This window comes from Acidovorax sp. (assembly GCF_046294525.1).
Taxonomy (GTDB): Bacteria; Pseudomonadota; Gammaproteobacteria; order Burkholderiales; family Burkholderiaceae_C; genus Acidovorax.
This window is the reverse complement of sequence record NZ_JBKBKQ010000007.1, coordinates 151,815-168,635: the sequence shown is the minus strand read 5'-3', so window position 1 is coordinate 168,635 and position 16,821 is coordinate 151,815. Positions and strand designations below refer to the sequence as shown.

Sequence of the window (16,821 nt, the reverse complement as noted above, 5' to 3'; positions counted from 1 at the left end):
TACAGCGCGGTCAGGTCGTCGTCGCTCATCTTGGCGAACGAGGTGTAGGGGAACGCGGGGTACAGGTGTTTGCCGTCGCGCGAGATGCCTTCGCGCATGGCGCGCTGGAAGGCGCTGAAGGACCACTGGCCGATGCCGGTCTCGGCGTCGGGCGTGAGGTTGGTGGTGTAGACCTTGCCGAACGGGGTGTCCATGGCGCGGCCCCCCGTGTTGGGCATGCCACCGGGGGCGGTGTGGCACACCACGCAGTCGCCCGCAGCAGCCAGCAGGCGGCCCCGCTCGATGGTGGCGGCGGTGTAGACCGACGCGCCCGCCGTCTGCACCACGGGCGCGATGGAGGGGCGCCAGCCGAGCAGCGCTGCGCCCATGGCGAGGCCACCGGCGGCCAGGGCCAAGGCGCGGGCCCAGGGGCTGCGCTTGGCGGGCCATGTGGCGCTGGCGGGCACGGTGGGTGCGGGCAGTTCCAGCGTGGGCAATACCTCGGCCGGCTCAGTGGGTGCGGTGCTGCCTGCGGCCGCTTGGCCTGCACCCCCGGGCAAGGGGTTGAGCCCGGCGCGCACCACCTCTGGCGTGAACGGCGGCGCACGAAAGCGCACGCCCGTCGCATCAAAAATCGCGTTGGCAATGGCCGCCGTGCCCGGCACGGACGACGACTCGCCCGAGCCCAGCGGCGCCTCGTCCTGCCGGGGCATGTGCATGACCTCGATGACCGGCACCTCGCGGAAGCTCAGGATGGGGTAGCTGCCCCACTCGCGGTTGTCCACGGCCTGCTTGACGGGCTCGAACGTCACTTGCTCCTTGAGCGCGCGGCTGGTGGTCTGCAGCACGTTGCCGTGCACCTGCTGCTCCACACCGGCGGGGTTCACCATCAGGCCCGCATCGTGCCCCACGACCACGCGGCGCACATGCACCTCGCCGGTCTTTTTATTGACCTCCACATCGGCGACCCAGGCGGCCCAGGCGGCGCCAAAGCCGGGCCATTTGCTGTGGATGTAGCGGGCATAGGCGAAGCCCTGGCCCTGCACCCAGTCTCCATCCAGCTCGCGCTGCTGCGGGCCGGTGCGGCGAATCCAGCCCGCCTTTTCGGCCGTGGCCTGCACCAGCTCGGCGGCGCGCGGGTCGTTCAGCAATTGCAGGCGGAACTGCACCGGATCCACACCCGCGGCCGTGGCCAGTTCGTCCACATACGACTCGTGCGCAAACGAGTTGGGCAGGGCCGACACGCCGCGCAGCCACGATGCGCGCACGATGGGCGGCATGTCGTTGACGGCCACGCGCAGGTTGTCGTACTGGTAGGGCGGGCGCGCGGTGCGGTCGCCCATTTCGTAGGCCTGGGCCACGGGCTCGATGGTGCGGGTGAGCAGCAGGGCCAGCGTGGGCGCGCCGTTGGAGGGGTAGGACGTTTCAAAGTCGTACGCCGCCACGGTGCCGTCGGCCTTGAGCCCGCCGCGCACCTGCATGAGCTGCGCCGTGCCCTTGGGCTCCCACAAATGCTCCTGCTCGCGCGTGAGCTGCACGCGCACCGGGGCGCCCACGGCGCGCGAGAGCAGCGCGGCATCGGCGGCCACGTCATCGGCACCGTTGCGGCCGTAGCAGCCTGCGGCCTCCATGCGGATGAGGTCGATGTCCACGTCGGCCAGGCCCATCAGGCGGGCCAGGTCGGCGCGCAGCACATGGGGGTTCTGCGTGCCCGCCCACACCGCCATGCGCGGGCGGCCCGTGCTGTCATCACTGCGCCATTCGGCCACCGCGCACGATGGGCCGATGGAGCCATGCATCTGGTACGGCCACACATAGGTGCGTGGCATGGGCTGGCCGTTGGCAGACAGCGCGGCCAGGGCGCCCTCGACATCGCCCTCGTCCACCAGGCGGCGCTGCGTGGCGGGGTTGGCACGGATGGCTTGTTCCAGCGCCTCGGCGCTGTCCTGGCGCGGGAAGCCGGGCCAGTCTTTCCAGCGCACTTTCAAGTCGCGCAGGGCCTGCTCGGCCTGCTCCTCGCGCTCGGCCACGATGCCCACAAAGTCGCGGATCACCACCACGGCGCGGATGCCGGGGATGTGCGCGATGGACTGCTGGTCCACCGACTCCAGCGTGTTGCCGATGAAGTCGCCATGGTCGGCCCCCGCATACGGCGGGCGCACCACGCGGCCGTGCAGCATGCCGGGCACGCGCATGTCGTGCACAAACACCAGCTCGCCGCTGACCTTGGCGGGAATGTCCACACGCGGCACGGACTGGCCGACCACGGTGTAGTCAGCGGCGGCCTTGGTGGGCGTGGCGTCGGCCAGCTCCAGCGTGGTGTGCGCGCCCGCCAGCAGCGCGCCGTAAGCCAGTTGGCGCGACGGGTCTGCAGTGACCTGCACGATCCCCGCACGCACCTGCAATTGATCCGCCGGCACGCCCAGCCGCTCTGCGGCCTGCGCCACCAGCCAGTGGCGCGCCTGCGCGGCAGCGGTGCGCAAGGGCTTAGCGTGAATCTGGATGGAGGCACTCGCGATGGTGGCGCCCTGGTTGGGCGCGCGGGTGGTGTCGCCCAGCACCATGTTCACCTGGGCCAAAGGCACATCCAGCTCTTCGGCCACGATCTGCGCGAGTGCGGTGCGGATGCCGGTGCCCAGGTCCACATGGCCGTTGAGTGCGGTCACGCTGCCGTCGTCCCACACGGCGACCAGGATCTCCACCCCCTCGGCCGGGTTGCCTGCCACCAACGCGGGCTGGCCCTTGACGGGCGGTGGCGCGGGCGGCGGGTTGCGCACCACCAGCAGCACGCCCTGGGCGGCATGGAAGTCGGCGCGGGTGAGCGGGCTGTGGGCGCGCAGGGATGGAGGCGTGTTCATGCCTGCGCCTCGCGCATCAGCACCGCCGCGCGCAGCACGGCGCGGATGATTTCGACATGTGTGCCGCAGCGGCACAGGTTGCCCGACAGCTCGCGGCGCACGGCGGCCTCGTCGGGGTCGGGATTGCGCTCCAGCAGGGCCACGGCCATCATCACCATGCCATTGAGGCAGTAGCCGCATTGCGCGGCCTGCTCATCCACAAAGGCCTGCTGCACCGGGTGAAGCCCTTCGGTGCGGCTACAGCGCCCGGGCAGCCCTTCCAGCGTGGTCACCTCGCGGCCTGCCACGCCCTGCGCCGGGATCACGCAGGCCCGCGCGGCAATCCCATCCACCAGCACCGTGCACGCCCCGCACTGCCCCAGGCCACAGCCGTATTTGGGTCCGTTGAGCGACAGGTCGTTGCGCAGCACGTGCAGCAGCGTGGCGCTGGCCAAGGTGCTCTGCTGCAGGGCCAACGGCTGGCCATTGACGACGACCGGGGAGAGTGAAGCGGGCGCGTGCATGTCTCGGTGGGGTGCTCTCAGCGTCGCAGCGACCCGCTGCGCGTGTACATCTCCAGGTCCACAAAGTTGGAGCCATTGTGATTGTTCGGGCCGTACTGCAACGGAAAGTCGCCGATCTTGGTGGTGCCCATGTCTTCCATGGCCTTGATGAAGCCTTCACGCGTGAGCGCTTTGCCTGCGCGTTTGACGCCTTCCACAAACACGCGGGCGGCGATGTAGCCCTCCAGCATGGTGTAGCTGTCGATCTTCTCGCCCGCGTCCGCACGGTCCTTGCGGTAGTCGGCCACGATACCCATGCGGCTGGCCTGCGGCGAGGGCACGATGCTGGCCGTGACCAGCCCTTCGATGCCGCCGTTCAGGCGCTGCGCGGAGCCCGGTGCGTCGGTGATGCCCACCGAGATGGTGTACAGCGGCGATGCCGCACCCGCCGCCCGATAGTCGCGCAGGAACACTTCCACCATCTTGCCCGCCATGATCATCACCACCGCGCCCGGCTGGGCCTTGGTGAGCTGCGCGACCTGGGGCTTGGCGTCGGTGGCGGCGATCTCCATGGGCACGGAATCGACCACCTTGACCCCCAGGCCCTGGGCGATCTGCAGGCAGGTGTCGAGGTTGGATTTGCCAAACGCGCTGTTCTGGTAGATGACGGCAATGTTGTTGATGCCCAGGGTGGCAAGGTGGCCCACGATCTTGCGCAGCTCAGCCTCATAGCTGGCGCGCACGTGGAACAGATAGCGGTTGTGCGTAGTGCGGAACGACGTGGTGCCCACCAGCGGCGCGAACATGGGCACGCCCGCCTTCTCGGCCAGGGGCATGGCGGCGATGAGGTTGCCGGTGGCCACGTAGCCAATGAGTGCGAAGACCTTGTCTTCGTCAATGAGCTTGGCCGTGTTTTCTGCTGTCTTCTTGGGCTCATAGGCATCGTCGTGCGACACCAGCTCCAGCGTGCGCCCGTTCACGCCGCCCGTCTTGTTCACCTTGTTGAACGCCAGCGCAATACCCGCCTTGTAGTCCACCCCGAAATCCTTGGCCGGGCCGGTGAACACGGCCGACTGCCCCACCTTGATGCGGGTGTCTGTCACCCCGGTTTCGGCGGCCGCCGGGCCTGCCCATGTCACCCCTGCCACCGCCAGGCCCACCATGGCGCTGCGGCGGTCGATGCATCCATCCTCCACTCCTCGACATTTCATGTAGTGCTCCTTACATCAAAAGGCAAAGTTTCCGCGTAGGGGCAAATATCGTGCAAGTGCTTGTAGAGGTGTTTTTTGTAACCAACGGCACACGTGGGCCACACACCACAGGTGCGCGTTGGCAGCGGGGGTTCAGACGCTCAGGTAAGCGCGCCGCACCTCGTCGTTGGCGGCCAGCTCGGCCATGCTGGCCTGGTAGCGGATCTGGCCCTTTTCGAGCACGTAGGCACGGTCGGACACCAGCTCAGCAAAGTGCATGTTCTGCTCGGACAGCAGAATGCTCACGCCCTGCTCCTTCAGCTCCAGAATCATGTGCGCCATCTGCTCCACGATGACCGGGGCCACTCCTTCGGAGGGCTCATCCAGCAGCACCAGGTACGGGTTGCCCATGAGCGTGCGCGCCACGGTGAGCATCTGCTGCTCGCCGCCACTCATGCGACCGCCGGGACGCTGGGGCATTTCGCCCAAGTTGGGGAAGAGCTTGAACAGGCGCTCGGGCGTCCACACCGGGGCGGCCGCACCGTCGGGCCAGGTGCGGGCGGGCTGGCGGCCCACTTCCAGGTTCTCCATCACCGTGAGGTCGGTGAACACGCGGCGGTCTTCGGGCACAAAGCCCAGGCCCAGGCGCGCGGCATCGTGCGGGTCGGTTTTGGACAGGTCTTTGCCCATGAACTGGATGCTGCCCTTGCGCTTGGCCAGCATGCCCATCAGCGTCTTGAGCGTGGTGGACTTGCCTGCGCCGTTGCGGCCCATCAGCGCCACCACCTCGCCACGGCGCACGTCAAGATCAACGTCGTAAAGGATTTGCGCGGCACCGTACCAGGCCTGCAGGCCCTTAGCCTGGAGCAGCAGTTCTTTGGGGTTGTGGGTCGTCATGGTCATGCAGCCTCCGCATTGGCTGCGGCTTTCTTCTCAAACGTCTTGCCGGTGCCGAAGTAGACCTCCTGCACCTTCGGATGGTCGCGCAGCTCCAGCGGCTTGCCCTCGGCAATCAGTCGCCCGCGCGCCAGCACGATCATGCGGTCGGCATAGGCAAAGACCACGTCCATGCTGTGCTCGGTGAACAACACCGCCATATTGCGGTCGATCACCAACTGCTTGGTCAGAGCCATGAGTTCGTTGCGCTCCTTGGGCGCCATGCCGGCGGTGGGTTCGTCCATGAGCAGCAGCTTGGGGCTGTTGGCCATGGCGATGGCCAGCTCAACCCGCTTGACGTCCCCGTAGGCCAGCACGCTGCAGGGCCGGTCGGCCTGCGACTTCATGCCCACCTGGTCCAGCAGCGCCAGGGCTTCTTCGCGTTTGTGGTCGGCAGCCCTGCGCCACATGGAGAACAGCAGACTGTCGTTGGAGATCAGTGCCATCTGCACGTTCTCCACCACCGTGAGCGATGCAAAAGTTTCGGCGATCTGAAAGGTACGGCCCACGCCCATGCGCCAGATGTCGCGGGGCCTGCGGCCCACCAGCTCCTCGCCATTGAGCTGGATGGAGCCTGCGTCGGCAGGCAGCTGGCCGTTGACCATGTTAAAGGTGGTGGACTTGCCCGCGCCGTTGGGGCCGATGAGTGCCAGCAGCTCACCCGCAGCGAGTTCGAAGTGGATGCCATCCACCGCCTTGACGCCGCCAAACGATTTGCCCAGACCGGTGACTTTGAGGAGGCTCATGCCGTGCCCTCCTTGGTGTTCTTGGCGTCGCGCATGTTGTCAAAGATCTGTTTGATGGTGCCCGCGATGCCTTGCGGAAACAGCAGCACCAGGATCAGGATGATGGCGCCCAGCATGGCTCGCCAGTAGTCGGTGTTGCGCGCCACGGTGTCGTGCAGCCAGGTGAAGGTGACCGCGCCCACCACCGGGCCTGCCAGTGTCTGAATGCCACCGAGCAGCACCATGACCAGCCCGTCCACCGATTTGCCCACAGCCATCGACTCCGGCGAAATGCTGCCCTTGGAGAACGCAAACAGAGCGCCCGCCAGCCCGGCAACGGTGCCGGCCACCACAAAGGCCGCCCACTGCATGCGCTTGACGTCGATGCCGATGGCATCGGCCCGCAGCACTGAGTCGCGCCCCGCGCGCAGCGCGTAGCCGAAGGGCGAGAACAGCACGCGGCGCAGCCACCACACCCCTGCCCCCACCAGCACCAATGTGAGCCAGTAATACATGCGCTTGTCTGCCAGCCAGGCCGCAGGCCACACGCCGGTGAGGCCGTTGCTGCCGCCCGTGAAACTGTCCCACTGGTAGGTGATGGCCCAGGTGATCTGGGCGAAGGCCAGCGTCAGCATGGCGAGGTATACACCCGACAATCGCACCGCAAACCACCCGAAGACAACCGCCCCAGCCGCCGCTACCAGCGGCGCCACCACCAGTGCGACCTCCATGGGCAGCCCGAGTGAGCGCACCAGCAGGGCCGCACCATAGGCGCCCAGCCCGAAATAGGCGGCATGGCCGAAGGAGTGCATGCCCGCAGGCCCCATGATGAAGTGAAGGCTGGCAGCAAACAGCGCCGCGATCAGCAGGTCGATCAGCAGCACCGTGGTGTACGGCGACTGCGCGGTGAGCACCGGAGCTGCTGCCAGCAGCAGGCCCAGCACCGCAGCCGCTACCAGGTAGGTCTTGCCCGGCCGGCGCAGCGGCTCTTCCTGCATGCCCACATAGCGGCTGGGCGCCTGCGGACGGCCAAACAGGCCCCACGGGCGCCAGACCAGCACCACCGCCATCACCAGAAAATCCACCACCAGGGTCAGCTTGGAAAAAGAAACACTCAGGCCGAACACATCGACCACACCCAGCCAGATGCAGATGGCCTTGATCTCGGATATCAGCAGGGCTGCGGCGTACGCGCCTGGGATGGAGCCCATGCCACCCACCACCACCACCACGAAGGCGGCACCGATGGTGTGCAGGTCCATCTCCAGCGTGGCAGGCTCGCGCGGCAGTTGCAGTGCGCCACCCAGCCCGGCCAGCATCGCGCCCAGCGCAAACACGGCCGTGAACAACCAGGCCTGGTTGACGCCCAGGGCGCTCACCATCTCGCGGTCTTGCGTGGCGGCACGCACCAGCGTGCCAAACCGGGTGCGCGTGAGCAGCAGCCAGACTGCGCCCAGCACCAGCGGACCGACCACGATGAGGAACAGGTCGTAGCTGGGGAACTGCCGCCCCAGCAGGCTGACGGAACCCGAAAGGCCCGGCGCGCGTGGGCCCAGCAGTTCGTCGGGGCCCCAGAGCCACAGCACCGCGTCCTTGATGACCAGCACCAGCGCAAACGTGGCCAGCAACTGGAACAGCTCGGGCGCCTTGTAGATGCGGCGCAGCAGCACCACTTCGATCAGCGCCCCGAGCACGCCGACGATCAGCGCGGCCAGCGGCAAGGCCACCCAGAAGCCCAGGGCGCCGCTCAGGCGCTCGACCAGCGAGTACGCGACGTAGATGCCCACCATGAAGAACGAGCCATGGGCAAAGTTCACGATGCGGGTCACGCCAAAGATCAGCGACAGACCCGCCGCCACGAGGAACAGCGACGACGCGCTCGCCAACCCGTTGATGAGCTGGACGATGAAACCCGAAAAACTCATGTTCGATAAACCCTCAAGTCATCACCACCCGTGTTGCGCATCACTCGCAGCACATGAAAGAAGCCGGGCACGCCCATCCAGCGCTACCAGAAATCCGGCTGTGCCGGACCGCCGGTAGCGTCTGCCGGGACCGAGGCGCGACAGGCGCCTCAGACCTCAAAGGAAATCAATCAGCGCTTCGCGACTTTTTCACGTCGGCAGCGGACGGCTGGTACTTGGCGTCGGCGCCATCCATGTACACATAGTCCACCATCACGCCCTTGCCGCCCTCGTTCTTGGTGCGACCGACAAACGCGCCCATCGTTGCCTGGTGGTCTTCAGGCCGGTAGGTGATCTTGCCGAACGGGGTGTCTACCTGCAGGCCCTTGAAGGCTGCGACCAGCTTGTCGGTTTCGGTGCTCTTGGCTTTGGCAATACCGGCTGCGGCCGACTTGATCATGCTGTAGCCCACCACTGAACCCAGGCGCGGGTAGTCCTTGAACTTGGCCTGGTACGCCTGCTCGAACGCCTTGTGTGCGGGGGTGTTGATGCCGTACCACGGATACCCGGTCACCAGCCAGCCGTTGGGGGCCTCGTCTTTCAGGGGGTCCAGATACTCGGGTTCGCCCGTCAGCACGCTGACCACCTCGATGCCCTTGAACAGGCCGCGCGTGTTGCCTTCGCGCACAAACTTCGACAAGTCCGCACCAAACAGCACGTTGAAGATGGCGTCGGGCTTGGCATCCGACAGCGCCTGCACGACGCTGCCCGCGTCCACCCGGCCCAGCGGCGCGGCTTGTTCGGCCACGAACTCCACGTCGGGCTGGGCGGCCTTGAGCAGTTGCTTGAACGCCGCCACCGCAGACTGCCCGTATTCGTAGTTGGGGTAGACCACGGCCCAGCGCTTTTTTTTCATCTTGGCGGCCTCGGGCACCAGCATGGCGGCCTGCATATAGGTGCCAGGACGCAAGCGGAAGGTGTACTGGTTGCCGCCTTGCCAGGTCATCTTGTCGGTCAGCGGCTCACCAGCGAGAAAGAAGAACTTCTTCTGCTTGGCGAAGTCGGCCACCGCCAGGCCGGTGTTCGACAGGAAGGTGCCGGCCAACACATCGACCTTCTCGCGCGACACCAGCTCTTCGGCCACGCGAACAGCGTCGCCGGGGTTGGCGTTGTCGTCGCGCGTGATCAGTTCGATCTTCTTGCCATTGACGCCGCCCGCAGCGTTGATCTCATCGACCGCCAGCTCCATGCCCTTCTTGTAGGGCTCCAGGAAAGCAGGTTGCGCCTTGTAGCTGTTGACCTCGCCAATCTTTATCACGCCCTGGGCAAAAACTGGGGCCAGGGTGAGGGCCAATGCAGCCGCAGCCGTGGCACGCATGAGGTTTCGTCGCATCGTCATGGGGAGACTCCTGAAGGATGGTTGGAGAGAGATCGAACGGGGGTGAGACAGGACAGGTGTGTGTTGTGCGCGCGCCGGCTCAGCGCAGGCCGTCAACACCCTTGATTTCAGAGGCCGTGAGGCCGCCGACACGTGGCAACGGCCGCCCGTTGTCCGTCACGACAACGGCCACCACGATTTCATTGGCCCGCGGGGCATCGGCCACACGGGCTTCCATGGCGTCGAAATGGCTGCGCACATAGGCTGCATCCTTGTGGCCCAGGGGCACGTCGATAGCCGTGCCGAGGCCGCCCATTTTTTTGCTGGATGGCACCAGAGCGGCGCCCTTCTCGACCGCCACACGCAGGGGTGCGCCCAGCTTGGGGTGCAGAATGGCGGCGGCGTGCTCCAGCTCGCCCGCCTCGCCCACAATGGCGGCCTTGCCGTAGCTCTGGGCGTGGCCGGGTTCAATGCCCAAGGCCTGCACGCAGCGAGCGCCCAGAAGGCCGCCCAGCTCCTCACCGATGGCGATGAGTTCGTCGAGGTTCTCCACATAGCGGCCTGCGCAGGGGTTCTCGATCACGGCCACGGCCAGCGCCTTGCGCACCGGGGGCTGAACATCACGCCCCATTTCCACGCGTACTTCGTCGGTCTGGACGATGATCTTTCGAATCTTGGCTGGCATTTTTTTGGCTCCTTGGGGTCTTGTCTTGTTCGATGGTGTGCGGGCTGGCGTGCGGCTTAGCGCAGGCCGTTCCACTGGCTGATGTCTGCCGCCTTGAGCCCACCGACGCGGGCGTGGATGCGGGGGCCCGTGGTCATGGCAAGTATGAACACGATCTCATCAGCGGAGGGCGCGCCCGGAACACGCACTTCGATCGCGTCGAAATGGCTGCGCACATAGCTGGCGTTGATGTGGGTCAGCGGCACATCCAACGCCGCGCCGGGGCCGCCAACTTTCTTGGTGGAGGGTACGATGGACAGTGCGTTGGCGGGCTGCCCTGTCTTCTCTTCGGCCTGGCCCTTCGCGTAGGCGTTGCGGTCGCCCTTCCAGCCCAGCAACTCGCGCATGGCGTAGCCACCGGGCACATGCCACAGCGCGCCGTGTTCCAGCTCGCCAGCCGCGCCCACGATGGCGCCTTTGCCGTAGGTCTCGATGCGCTCGGCGGGCACGCCCATGGCCTTCAGGAGGCGCTGGGCCATGTCCAGCCCCACGTCCTGCAGCGCGTCCATCATGGGGAGGATGTCGGGCTCGTACCGCCCCGCAAACGGGTTGGTCAGCACCGCGCCGATGGCACCACGCAGCAGCGGCACATCGGCCACCGGCCCGAATTCGTGCCGGATTTCCTCAAGATGGGTGAAAACGCGTCGTATCTGGATCATTTTTGGAGACCTGTGCAATTCGTTAAGCAAATACTGAACCAACTTCCGATTTCATCACCGCTTGTGGGGGCCACACAGCACCGGCCAGGGCTTGCGGTGCTGCGGTCGCCAGAAACTGCCCCTGGCACGCCAGCAGCGCAAACCACAGCAGGCCGTTGGACTGCAATTCTTGCGCTTTTTGCAACCCCTGCTGCAAAGCCCGGCGAACCTGCTCTTCGGGCAAGTCAGGCACATCCACGGTGACAGGAATGGCACCCAGGTCACTGTCGTCCCGCACCAGCCACGCGGGCATGCGACCAATGCGCGCGTCCTGCACATTGACCGCATTGGCCACGATGGTCGCTGCCGCATCGGCCTGCGCGGCCGTACGCGCCAGCACCGTGACGCTGTCCGCAATGCCCAGCGACTGGCTGCGCCCGCGCCAGCCACTGGTGGCCACACCCCGCACCGGCATGGCGCTGTCGATGCGGATCTGTCCATCCAGCACCAGGCCGCTGCGCAACTGTGCGGCGTTGAGGGCAGCGATGTCAGCGTACACCCCCACCGTGACCGACTGGGCGGGCGCAAGGTGCAGCGCAATGTCGCCGCCGTTGTTGACCCAGGCGCGGTCTATGCCCGGCTGTTCGTAGCAGGCCAGAATCTCCTGCGCCACCGCCCCCGCCACCGCCGCCATCGATGTGATGAAGCCTGCGCGATAAGGGCTGCAGGCGGCCCACATGCGGCGCGCCACTATGCCCTGCAACGCGCAGTGCGCACCCACCGGTGCCCGCAGACCGGGGAGTTCATTTACCAGCTCCTGCAGCAGCCCTTCAAAACGCTGCCAGGCGCGCTCATGCGCCAGGGCCACGGCGTCACGCGCCCCTTCGGCCTGGAGGATGAGGTCCATCGGCCCATGCTGGAAATGCCAGCGGCCATCGGACAGGAGCTTGCGGCAAGCGTTCATGCGCGGCTCACTCAGCCTAGCAGGGGTGGCCGACCCAGCGGCCACGGGTTGGCAGCGGGCAGTGTTTGCCATACGCGCGCCTGGGGTGCACCATCGTTGTGCCACGCACCGCGCTCCAGCACTTCGCGCAGGCTGCGAATTTGTTCGGAGTGCCCTCCCAGCGCTTCGTAGTCCGCGCGGCGCATGCTGAACTCGATGGGTGCCACGATGGCGGGCGTGGGCACAGTGCCAAAGCTGTTGTCCGGCATGCGCAGCACATCGGCCATCACGGTGATACCGCCGCCCGGCCACACATAGGCCGGGGCACCGCCACAGGTCACATTGACCAGCGCGTTCTTGATGGAGCGCGTGAGCAGCACCGGGTTTTCGGTGACCCCTGCGCGCAGGCTGCCGCCTGCACCGCCGAGGAACAGCACGGAGGCCAATGAGGGCTCGCAGTTTTCGCCGATGCGGTCCACGATGCGGCGCACCTCGGCAGGCATCTCGGCCTCGACCGGATGGAGCTGCGCGTCCAGCACGTACCAGGAGGCATGCTCCCCGGTGGTGGAGGTCATCAACAGGCGCAGCCCCGGCCAGGCGACGGATTCGTCCCATCCCTCGATGATGGACAGCGGGTCGGCAATGTCGGTGCCACCCCAGCCGGTGCCCGGGTTGGCCACCTGAAAGTAGCGGCCCGGCGTGGACTTGCGCCCGCGCATCTGGATGCCCGAGGGTTTCATGTCCAGGCAGCGGCCGGCCTGGTGCTCGGTGAGCACACCGGTGATGTGGTCGTCCACCACCACCACCTCGTCCGCATGGCCGTAGAACTGGCGCGCAAAAATGCCAATCGCCGCAGAACCGCAGCCCACGCGCATACGCTGCTCAGCCACACCATTGACGATGGGCGCACGCCCCGCCTGGATCACGAGCTGCGAGCCACCGTCGATGGTGAACTCCACCGCCTGCTTGTTGCCCAGGGCTTGCATCATCTCGGCGGTGATGCGGCCCTCCTTCTTGGTGCCGCCCGTGAGGTGGTGCACACCACCCAGCGACAGCATCTGCGAGCCGTATTCGGCCGTGGTCACATGCCCCACCACCTCGCCCTTGCAGCGCACGTTGGCCTGCTCGGAGCCGAGGAAGCGGTCGGTGTCGATCTTCACCTTGAAGCTGCAGTAGCTGAAGATGCCCTCGGTGACCACCGTGACCATGTCCACGCCATCGGTCTGGGAACCCACGATGAAGGGCGCCGGCTTGTAGTCGGGGTAGGTGGTGGACGAGCCCACGCCCGTCACGAACACCTCTTCCGACAGCAGCAGGTCGCCGTTCCATGCGGGTGCTGGAGCCACTGCGGTATCAGCGTCTTCTGCAACCGGGGCGCGGCCCGCAAACGACACCAGCGTGGCCTCACCAGCCTCCAGGGTCTTGCGCAGCAGCACCACCGGGTCCAGCCGCACGAGCACGCCCGCCTGGTTGGCATAACGGTCGCAAGCCCCTGCGCGGCCTTCGGAAATCTGGCACAGCACCGGACACGCATTGCACTCGACCTTGGCAGCGTTCATGCGCTCGTTGCGGGGCCGGGCGCGCTCGAGCACCTGCGGCAGATCCGGCGCATCCATGCCAGGTAGCCCGTCGGTCTTGGTGTGTTCAGTCATCGTGGCGACCCATTCATTGCGTTGTGGCAAGTGCTTGTACGCGCATTGCATTTTGTGTAGCATTCACTTAACTTAAATGTTGTGAACACTACATTCGATGTCAATGTAGCGGAATCAACCAGACTCTGCAATGGTGTTTTTGCGCCCCCAGAAGTGGTGCATGAGGAGCCCCAAAATGACGCACGTTGTGACGGACGCATGCATTCGGTGCAAGTACACCGACTGCGTCGATGTGTGCCCGGTCGATTGCTTCAAGGAAGGGCCGGAGTACCTGGTCATTGACCCCGACGAATGCATCGATTGCGCGGTGTGCATTCCGGAGTGCCCGGCCAACGCCATCTATGCCGAAGACGACCTGCCCAAAGGCATGGAAATCTTTCTGCAGTTCAACAAAAAGCTGGCGTCCACGCTCCCCACAATCACCAAAAGAAAAGCGGCTTTGCCAGATGCGGAACAATGGAGGGTTGTGAGCCACAAGCTTTCAGGCCTGAACATTGCGCTGTAGAGCGCACGGGCCCCGCTCTTCAGCCAAATTCCTTATTTGCTTCCAACTTTTCCATCTAACGCACCATGAGCGCCTTTCTTGACGAACGCGTCCTGACGGTCCACCACTGGACGGACCGCCTTTTCTCCTTCACCACGACGCGCGACACCGCGCTGCGCTTTTCCAACGGCCATTTCACGATGATTGGCCTGCGCGGCGAGAACGGCAAACCCCTGCTGCGCGCCTACAGCATCGTGAGCCCCAACTACGAAGAGCACCTGGAGTTCCTCTCCATCAAGGTGCCCGATGGCCCGCTGACATCGCGCCTGCAGCACATCAAGGTGGGCGACACCATCGTGGTGGGCAAGAAGCCCACAGGCACCCTGCTGATCGACTACCTGCTGCCCGCCAAGCGCCTGTACATGCTGTCCACCGGCACGGGCGTGGCCCCGTTCCTGAGCCTGATCCGCGACCCGGAGACGTATGAGAAGTTCGAGGAAGTCATCCTTGTGCACGGCGTGCGCGAGGTGAAGGAGCTGGCCTACCATGACTACATCACACAGGAGCTGCCGCAGCACGAGTTCCTGGGCGAGATGGTCACCAAGCAGCTCAAGTACTACCCCACCGTGACGCGCGAGCCCTTCAAGCACCAGGGCCGTGTGACCACCGTCATCGAAAACGGCCAACTCGCGCGCGACCTGGGCCTGCCCGCGCTCAATCCCGTGGAAGACCGCGTGATGATCTGCGGCAGCCCCGAGATGCTGCGCGACCTCAAGCACATGATGGAAGAGCGTGGCTTCAAGGAAGGCAACACCACGAAGCCTGGCGACTTCGTGATCGAACGCGCGTTCGCAGAGCAGTGATCCCCCGGCGGCCCCCGCACCGGGGGACCGCCTCATCCACCAGGACCCGCCATGTCTGCCACTCCCACCAAGACCCGGACCGCGTCCCCCCGCGCCGCCTCTGCCCGCAAGACGGGCGTGCGCGAGCAGGCCGCACAGACCACGCGCGACAACATCCTGAAGGCGGCGACCAAGGTGTTCGCCCGCTACGGCTACGAAGGCGGCAGCGTCGAGAAAATCTCAAAAGCGGCCAAGTCCTTCGACCGGATGATCTACTACTACTTCGGCAGCAAGGAAGGCCTGTTCATCGAGGTGCTGGAGGAAACCTACCGGCGCATGAACGATGCGGAATCCAAACTGGACCTGGACACCGCCAAGCCCGTCGAAGCACTGCAGGCCGTGATCCGCTTTGTGGTGGGCTACTACCGCAAGAACCCCGAGTTCATCACGCTGCTCAACACCGAGAACCTGCACAAGGGCAAGCACATCTCCAAGTCGATGCGCGCCCGCGAATACTCGTCACCCGCCATCGAGGTGATCCGCCGCGTGCTCGACAGCGGCCAGGCGCAGGGGCTGTTTCGCAAGGACGTGTCGGCGCGCGATGTGTACCTGCTGATCGCCGCCACGGGCTACTTCTACATGTCCAACCGGCACACGCTGTCGGCCTTTCTGGGCGAAGACCTCGAAACGCCCGACGCGCTGGCGCACTGGGAGGCGTTCGTCATCGACACCGTGCTGCGCACCGTGGCGCCCGGCCCGCACCTACCCAAGGGCAAGGCAGCAGCGGACTGAATCGACAAGAGATTTTTCCCTGCGGAGTGCCGCGTGGCGCCCCGCCCACCACCCCACGAGGAGAATCCATGGCAGAAGCAGCAGCAGGCGGCAAATCGGGCAAGGTCGTCATCCAGAACATCGGTCTCTTGTTGTCGGGCGACCTGGACCACCCAATTCTGAACGCCGACACCATCGTGGTGAATGACGGCCTCATCGTGGCCGTAGGCCGTTACAAGGACTGCGACACCGACCACGCCAACACCGTGATCGACGCACGCCAGACCTGTGTGGCGCCGGGCCTGATCGACAGCCATGTGCACCCCGTGTTTGGCGACTGGACACCGCGCCAGAACCAGATCGGGTGGATCGACTCCACCATGAACGGCGGCGTCACCACCATGGTGTCAGCCGGTGAAGTGCACCTGCCCGGCCGGCCTAAGGACATCGTGGGCCTCAAGGCCCTGGCCATCACCGCGCAGCGCGCGTTCGACAACTTCCGCCCCGGTGGCGTGAAGGTGATTGCTGGCGCCCCTGTGATCGAAAAAGGCATGACCGAGCAGGACTTCAAGGACATGGCCGATGCGGGCGTGACGCTGCTGGGCGAAGTGGGCCTGGGCTCCGTCAAGGCGGGCTACGAGGCCCAACAGATGGTGGCCTGGGCGCGCAAGCACGGTATCCAGAGCACCATCCACACGGGCGGCCCGTCCATCCCCGGATCGGGCCTGATCGACAAGGACGTGGTGCTGGAGGCCGATGCCGACGTGATCGGCCACATCAACGGCGGTCACACTGCCCTGCCCTGGAAGCATGTGTGCGAGCTGTGCGAGAAGTCGTCCCGCGCGATCGAACTGGTGCACAACGGCAACGAGAAGATCGCCATCCAGGCCGCGCGCGCGGCCATGGAGTTAAAGTGCCCGCACCGCGTGATTTTGGGCACGGACGGCCCTGCGGGCTCGGGCGTACAACCGCTGGGCATGCTGCGCATGATTGCGCTGATATCGAGCTTTGCCGACATCCCTGCCGAGTTGGTGTTCTGCTTTGCCACAGGCAACACGGCGCGCATCCGCAACCTGAACTGCGGCCTGATCGAAGTGGGCCGCGCGGCGGACTTCGTCTTCATGGACCGCGCCCAGCACACCGCTGGCGCCACCCTGCTAGAGAGCGTTCAGCTGGGCGACATCCCAGGCATTGGCATGGTGATGATCGACGGCCTGGTGCGCTGTGGCCGCAGCCGCAACACGCCGCCTGCGACCGAGATTCCCGTGGTGCTATAGCCCTCGCTCTGCCCACAGGAAAAGCCCGCGATCAGCGG

Annotated in this window: 15 protein-coding genes; 4 read left to right on the top strand and 11 right to left on the bottom strand. The window is 65.8% G+C overall.

What is annotated here, in order from left to right; all coding sequences use genetic code 11:
- From ACK4HJ_RS09795 to ACK4HJ_RS09745, 11 genes are all read right to left on the bottom strand, one after another.
- A partial coding sequence (locus ACK4HJ_RS09795) for a molybdopterin cofactor-binding domain-containing protein (RefSeq protein WP_409830520.1) occupies positions 1-2,837 on the bottom strand: 2,837 nt, incomplete at its 3' end.
- Positions 2,834-3,340 carry a (2Fe-2S)-binding protein gene (locus tag ACK4HJ_RS09790; protein ID WP_409830517.1) on the bottom strand — a complete coding sequence of 169 codons (507 nt, stop codon included), beginning with the start codon at positions 3,338-3,340 and terminating at the stop codon, positions 2,834-2,836. The genes ACK4HJ_RS09795 and ACK4HJ_RS09790, both read right to left, overlap by 4 nt.
- Before the next feature lie 17 nt (positions 3,341-3,357).
- Positions 3,358-4,530 (bottom strand): ABC transporter substrate-binding protein, encoded by a 1,173-nt coding sequence (locus ACK4HJ_RS09785; RefSeq protein ID WP_409830516.1) that lies wholly within the window; start codon positions 4,528-4,530, stop codon positions 3,358-3,360.
- Positions 4,531-4,662: 132 nt separating this feature from the next.
- Positions 4,663-5,406, bottom strand: a complete 744-nt coding sequence (locus ACK4HJ_RS09780) for an ABC transporter ATP-binding protein (protein ID WP_409830542.1) — start codon at positions 5,404-5,406, stop codon at positions 4,663-4,665.
- Positions 5,407-5,408: 2 nt separating this feature from the next.
- Positions 5,409-6,191, bottom strand: a complete 783-nt coding sequence (locus ACK4HJ_RS09775; protein ID WP_409830513.1) for an ABC transporter ATP-binding protein — start codon at positions 6,189-6,191, stop codon at positions 5,409-5,411.
- On the bottom strand, positions 6,188-8,095 hold the full coding sequence (locus tag ACK4HJ_RS09770; RefSeq protein ID WP_409830510.1) for an ABC transporter permease: 1,908 nt from the start codon (positions 8,093-8,095) through the stop codon (positions 6,188-6,190). The genes ACK4HJ_RS09775 and ACK4HJ_RS09770 overlap by 4 nt, the downstream gene beginning before the upstream one ends.
- A gap of 166 nt (positions 8,096-8,261) precedes the next feature.
- Complete coding sequence (locus ACK4HJ_RS09765) at positions 8,262-9,473, bottom strand: ABC transporter substrate-binding protein (protein ID WP_409830509.1); 1,212 nt, start codon at positions 9,471-9,473, stop codon at positions 8,262-8,264.
- Positions 9,474-9,552: 79 nt separating this feature from the next.
- A complete protein-coding gene (locus tag ACK4HJ_RS09760; RefSeq protein WP_409830506.1) occupies positions 9,553-10,137 on the bottom strand; it encodes an amino acid synthesis family protein in 585 nt (194 codons plus the stop codon).
- A gap of 56 nt (positions 10,138-10,193) precedes the next feature.
- The gene (locus ACK4HJ_RS09755; RefSeq protein ID WP_110960508.1) at positions 10,194-10,835 is read right to left on the bottom strand and encodes an amino acid synthesis family protein; all 642 of its coding nucleotides are present in this window, start codon (positions 10,833-10,835) and stop codon (positions 10,194-10,196) included.
- A gap of 22 nt (positions 10,836-10,857) precedes the next feature.
- Positions 10,858-11,778, bottom strand: coding sequence for a UPF0280 family protein (locus ACK4HJ_RS09750; RefSeq protein WP_409830503.1), 921 nt, complete (start codon positions 11,776-11,778; stop codon positions 10,858-10,860).
- An 11-nt stretch (positions 11,779-11,789) separates the two neighbouring features.
- A complete protein-coding gene (locus ACK4HJ_RS09745; RefSeq protein WP_409830500.1) occupies positions 11,790-13,409 on the bottom strand; it encodes a 6-hydroxynicotinate reductase in 1,620 nt (539 codons plus the stop codon).
- A 175-nt stretch (positions 13,410-13,584) separates the two neighbouring features.
- Here ACK4HJ_RS09745 and fdxA point away from each other — a divergent pair, with 175 nt between their 5' ends.
- The 4 genes from fdxA to ACK4HJ_RS09725 all read left to right on the top strand — a co-directional run bounded on the left by fdxA (position 13,585) and on the right by ACK4HJ_RS09725 (position 16,783).
- Entirely contained in the window at positions 13,585-13,914 is a 330-nt protein-coding gene (gene fdxA, locus ACK4HJ_RS09740) for a ferredoxin FdxA (RefSeq protein ID WP_409830497.1), read from the top strand.
- A gap of 65 nt (positions 13,915-13,979) precedes the next feature.
- The gene (locus ACK4HJ_RS09735; protein ID WP_055398734.1) at positions 13,980-14,756 is read left to right on the top strand and encodes a ferredoxin--NADP reductase; all 777 of its coding nucleotides are present in this window, start codon (positions 13,980-13,982) and stop codon (positions 14,754-14,756) included.
- Between the two features lie 51 nt (positions 14,757-14,807).
- Positions 14,808-15,527, top strand: coding sequence for a TetR/AcrR family transcriptional regulator (locus tag ACK4HJ_RS09730; protein WP_409830494.1), 720 nt, complete (start codon positions 14,808-14,810; stop codon positions 15,525-15,527).
- 68 nt (positions 15,528-15,595) lie between these two features.
- Positions 15,596-16,783, top strand: coding sequence for an amidohydrolase family protein (locus ACK4HJ_RS09725; RefSeq protein WP_409830491.1), 1,188 nt, complete (start codon positions 15,596-15,598; stop codon positions 16,781-16,783).
- The last annotated feature ends 38 nt before the right edge of the window (positions 16,784-16,821 follow it).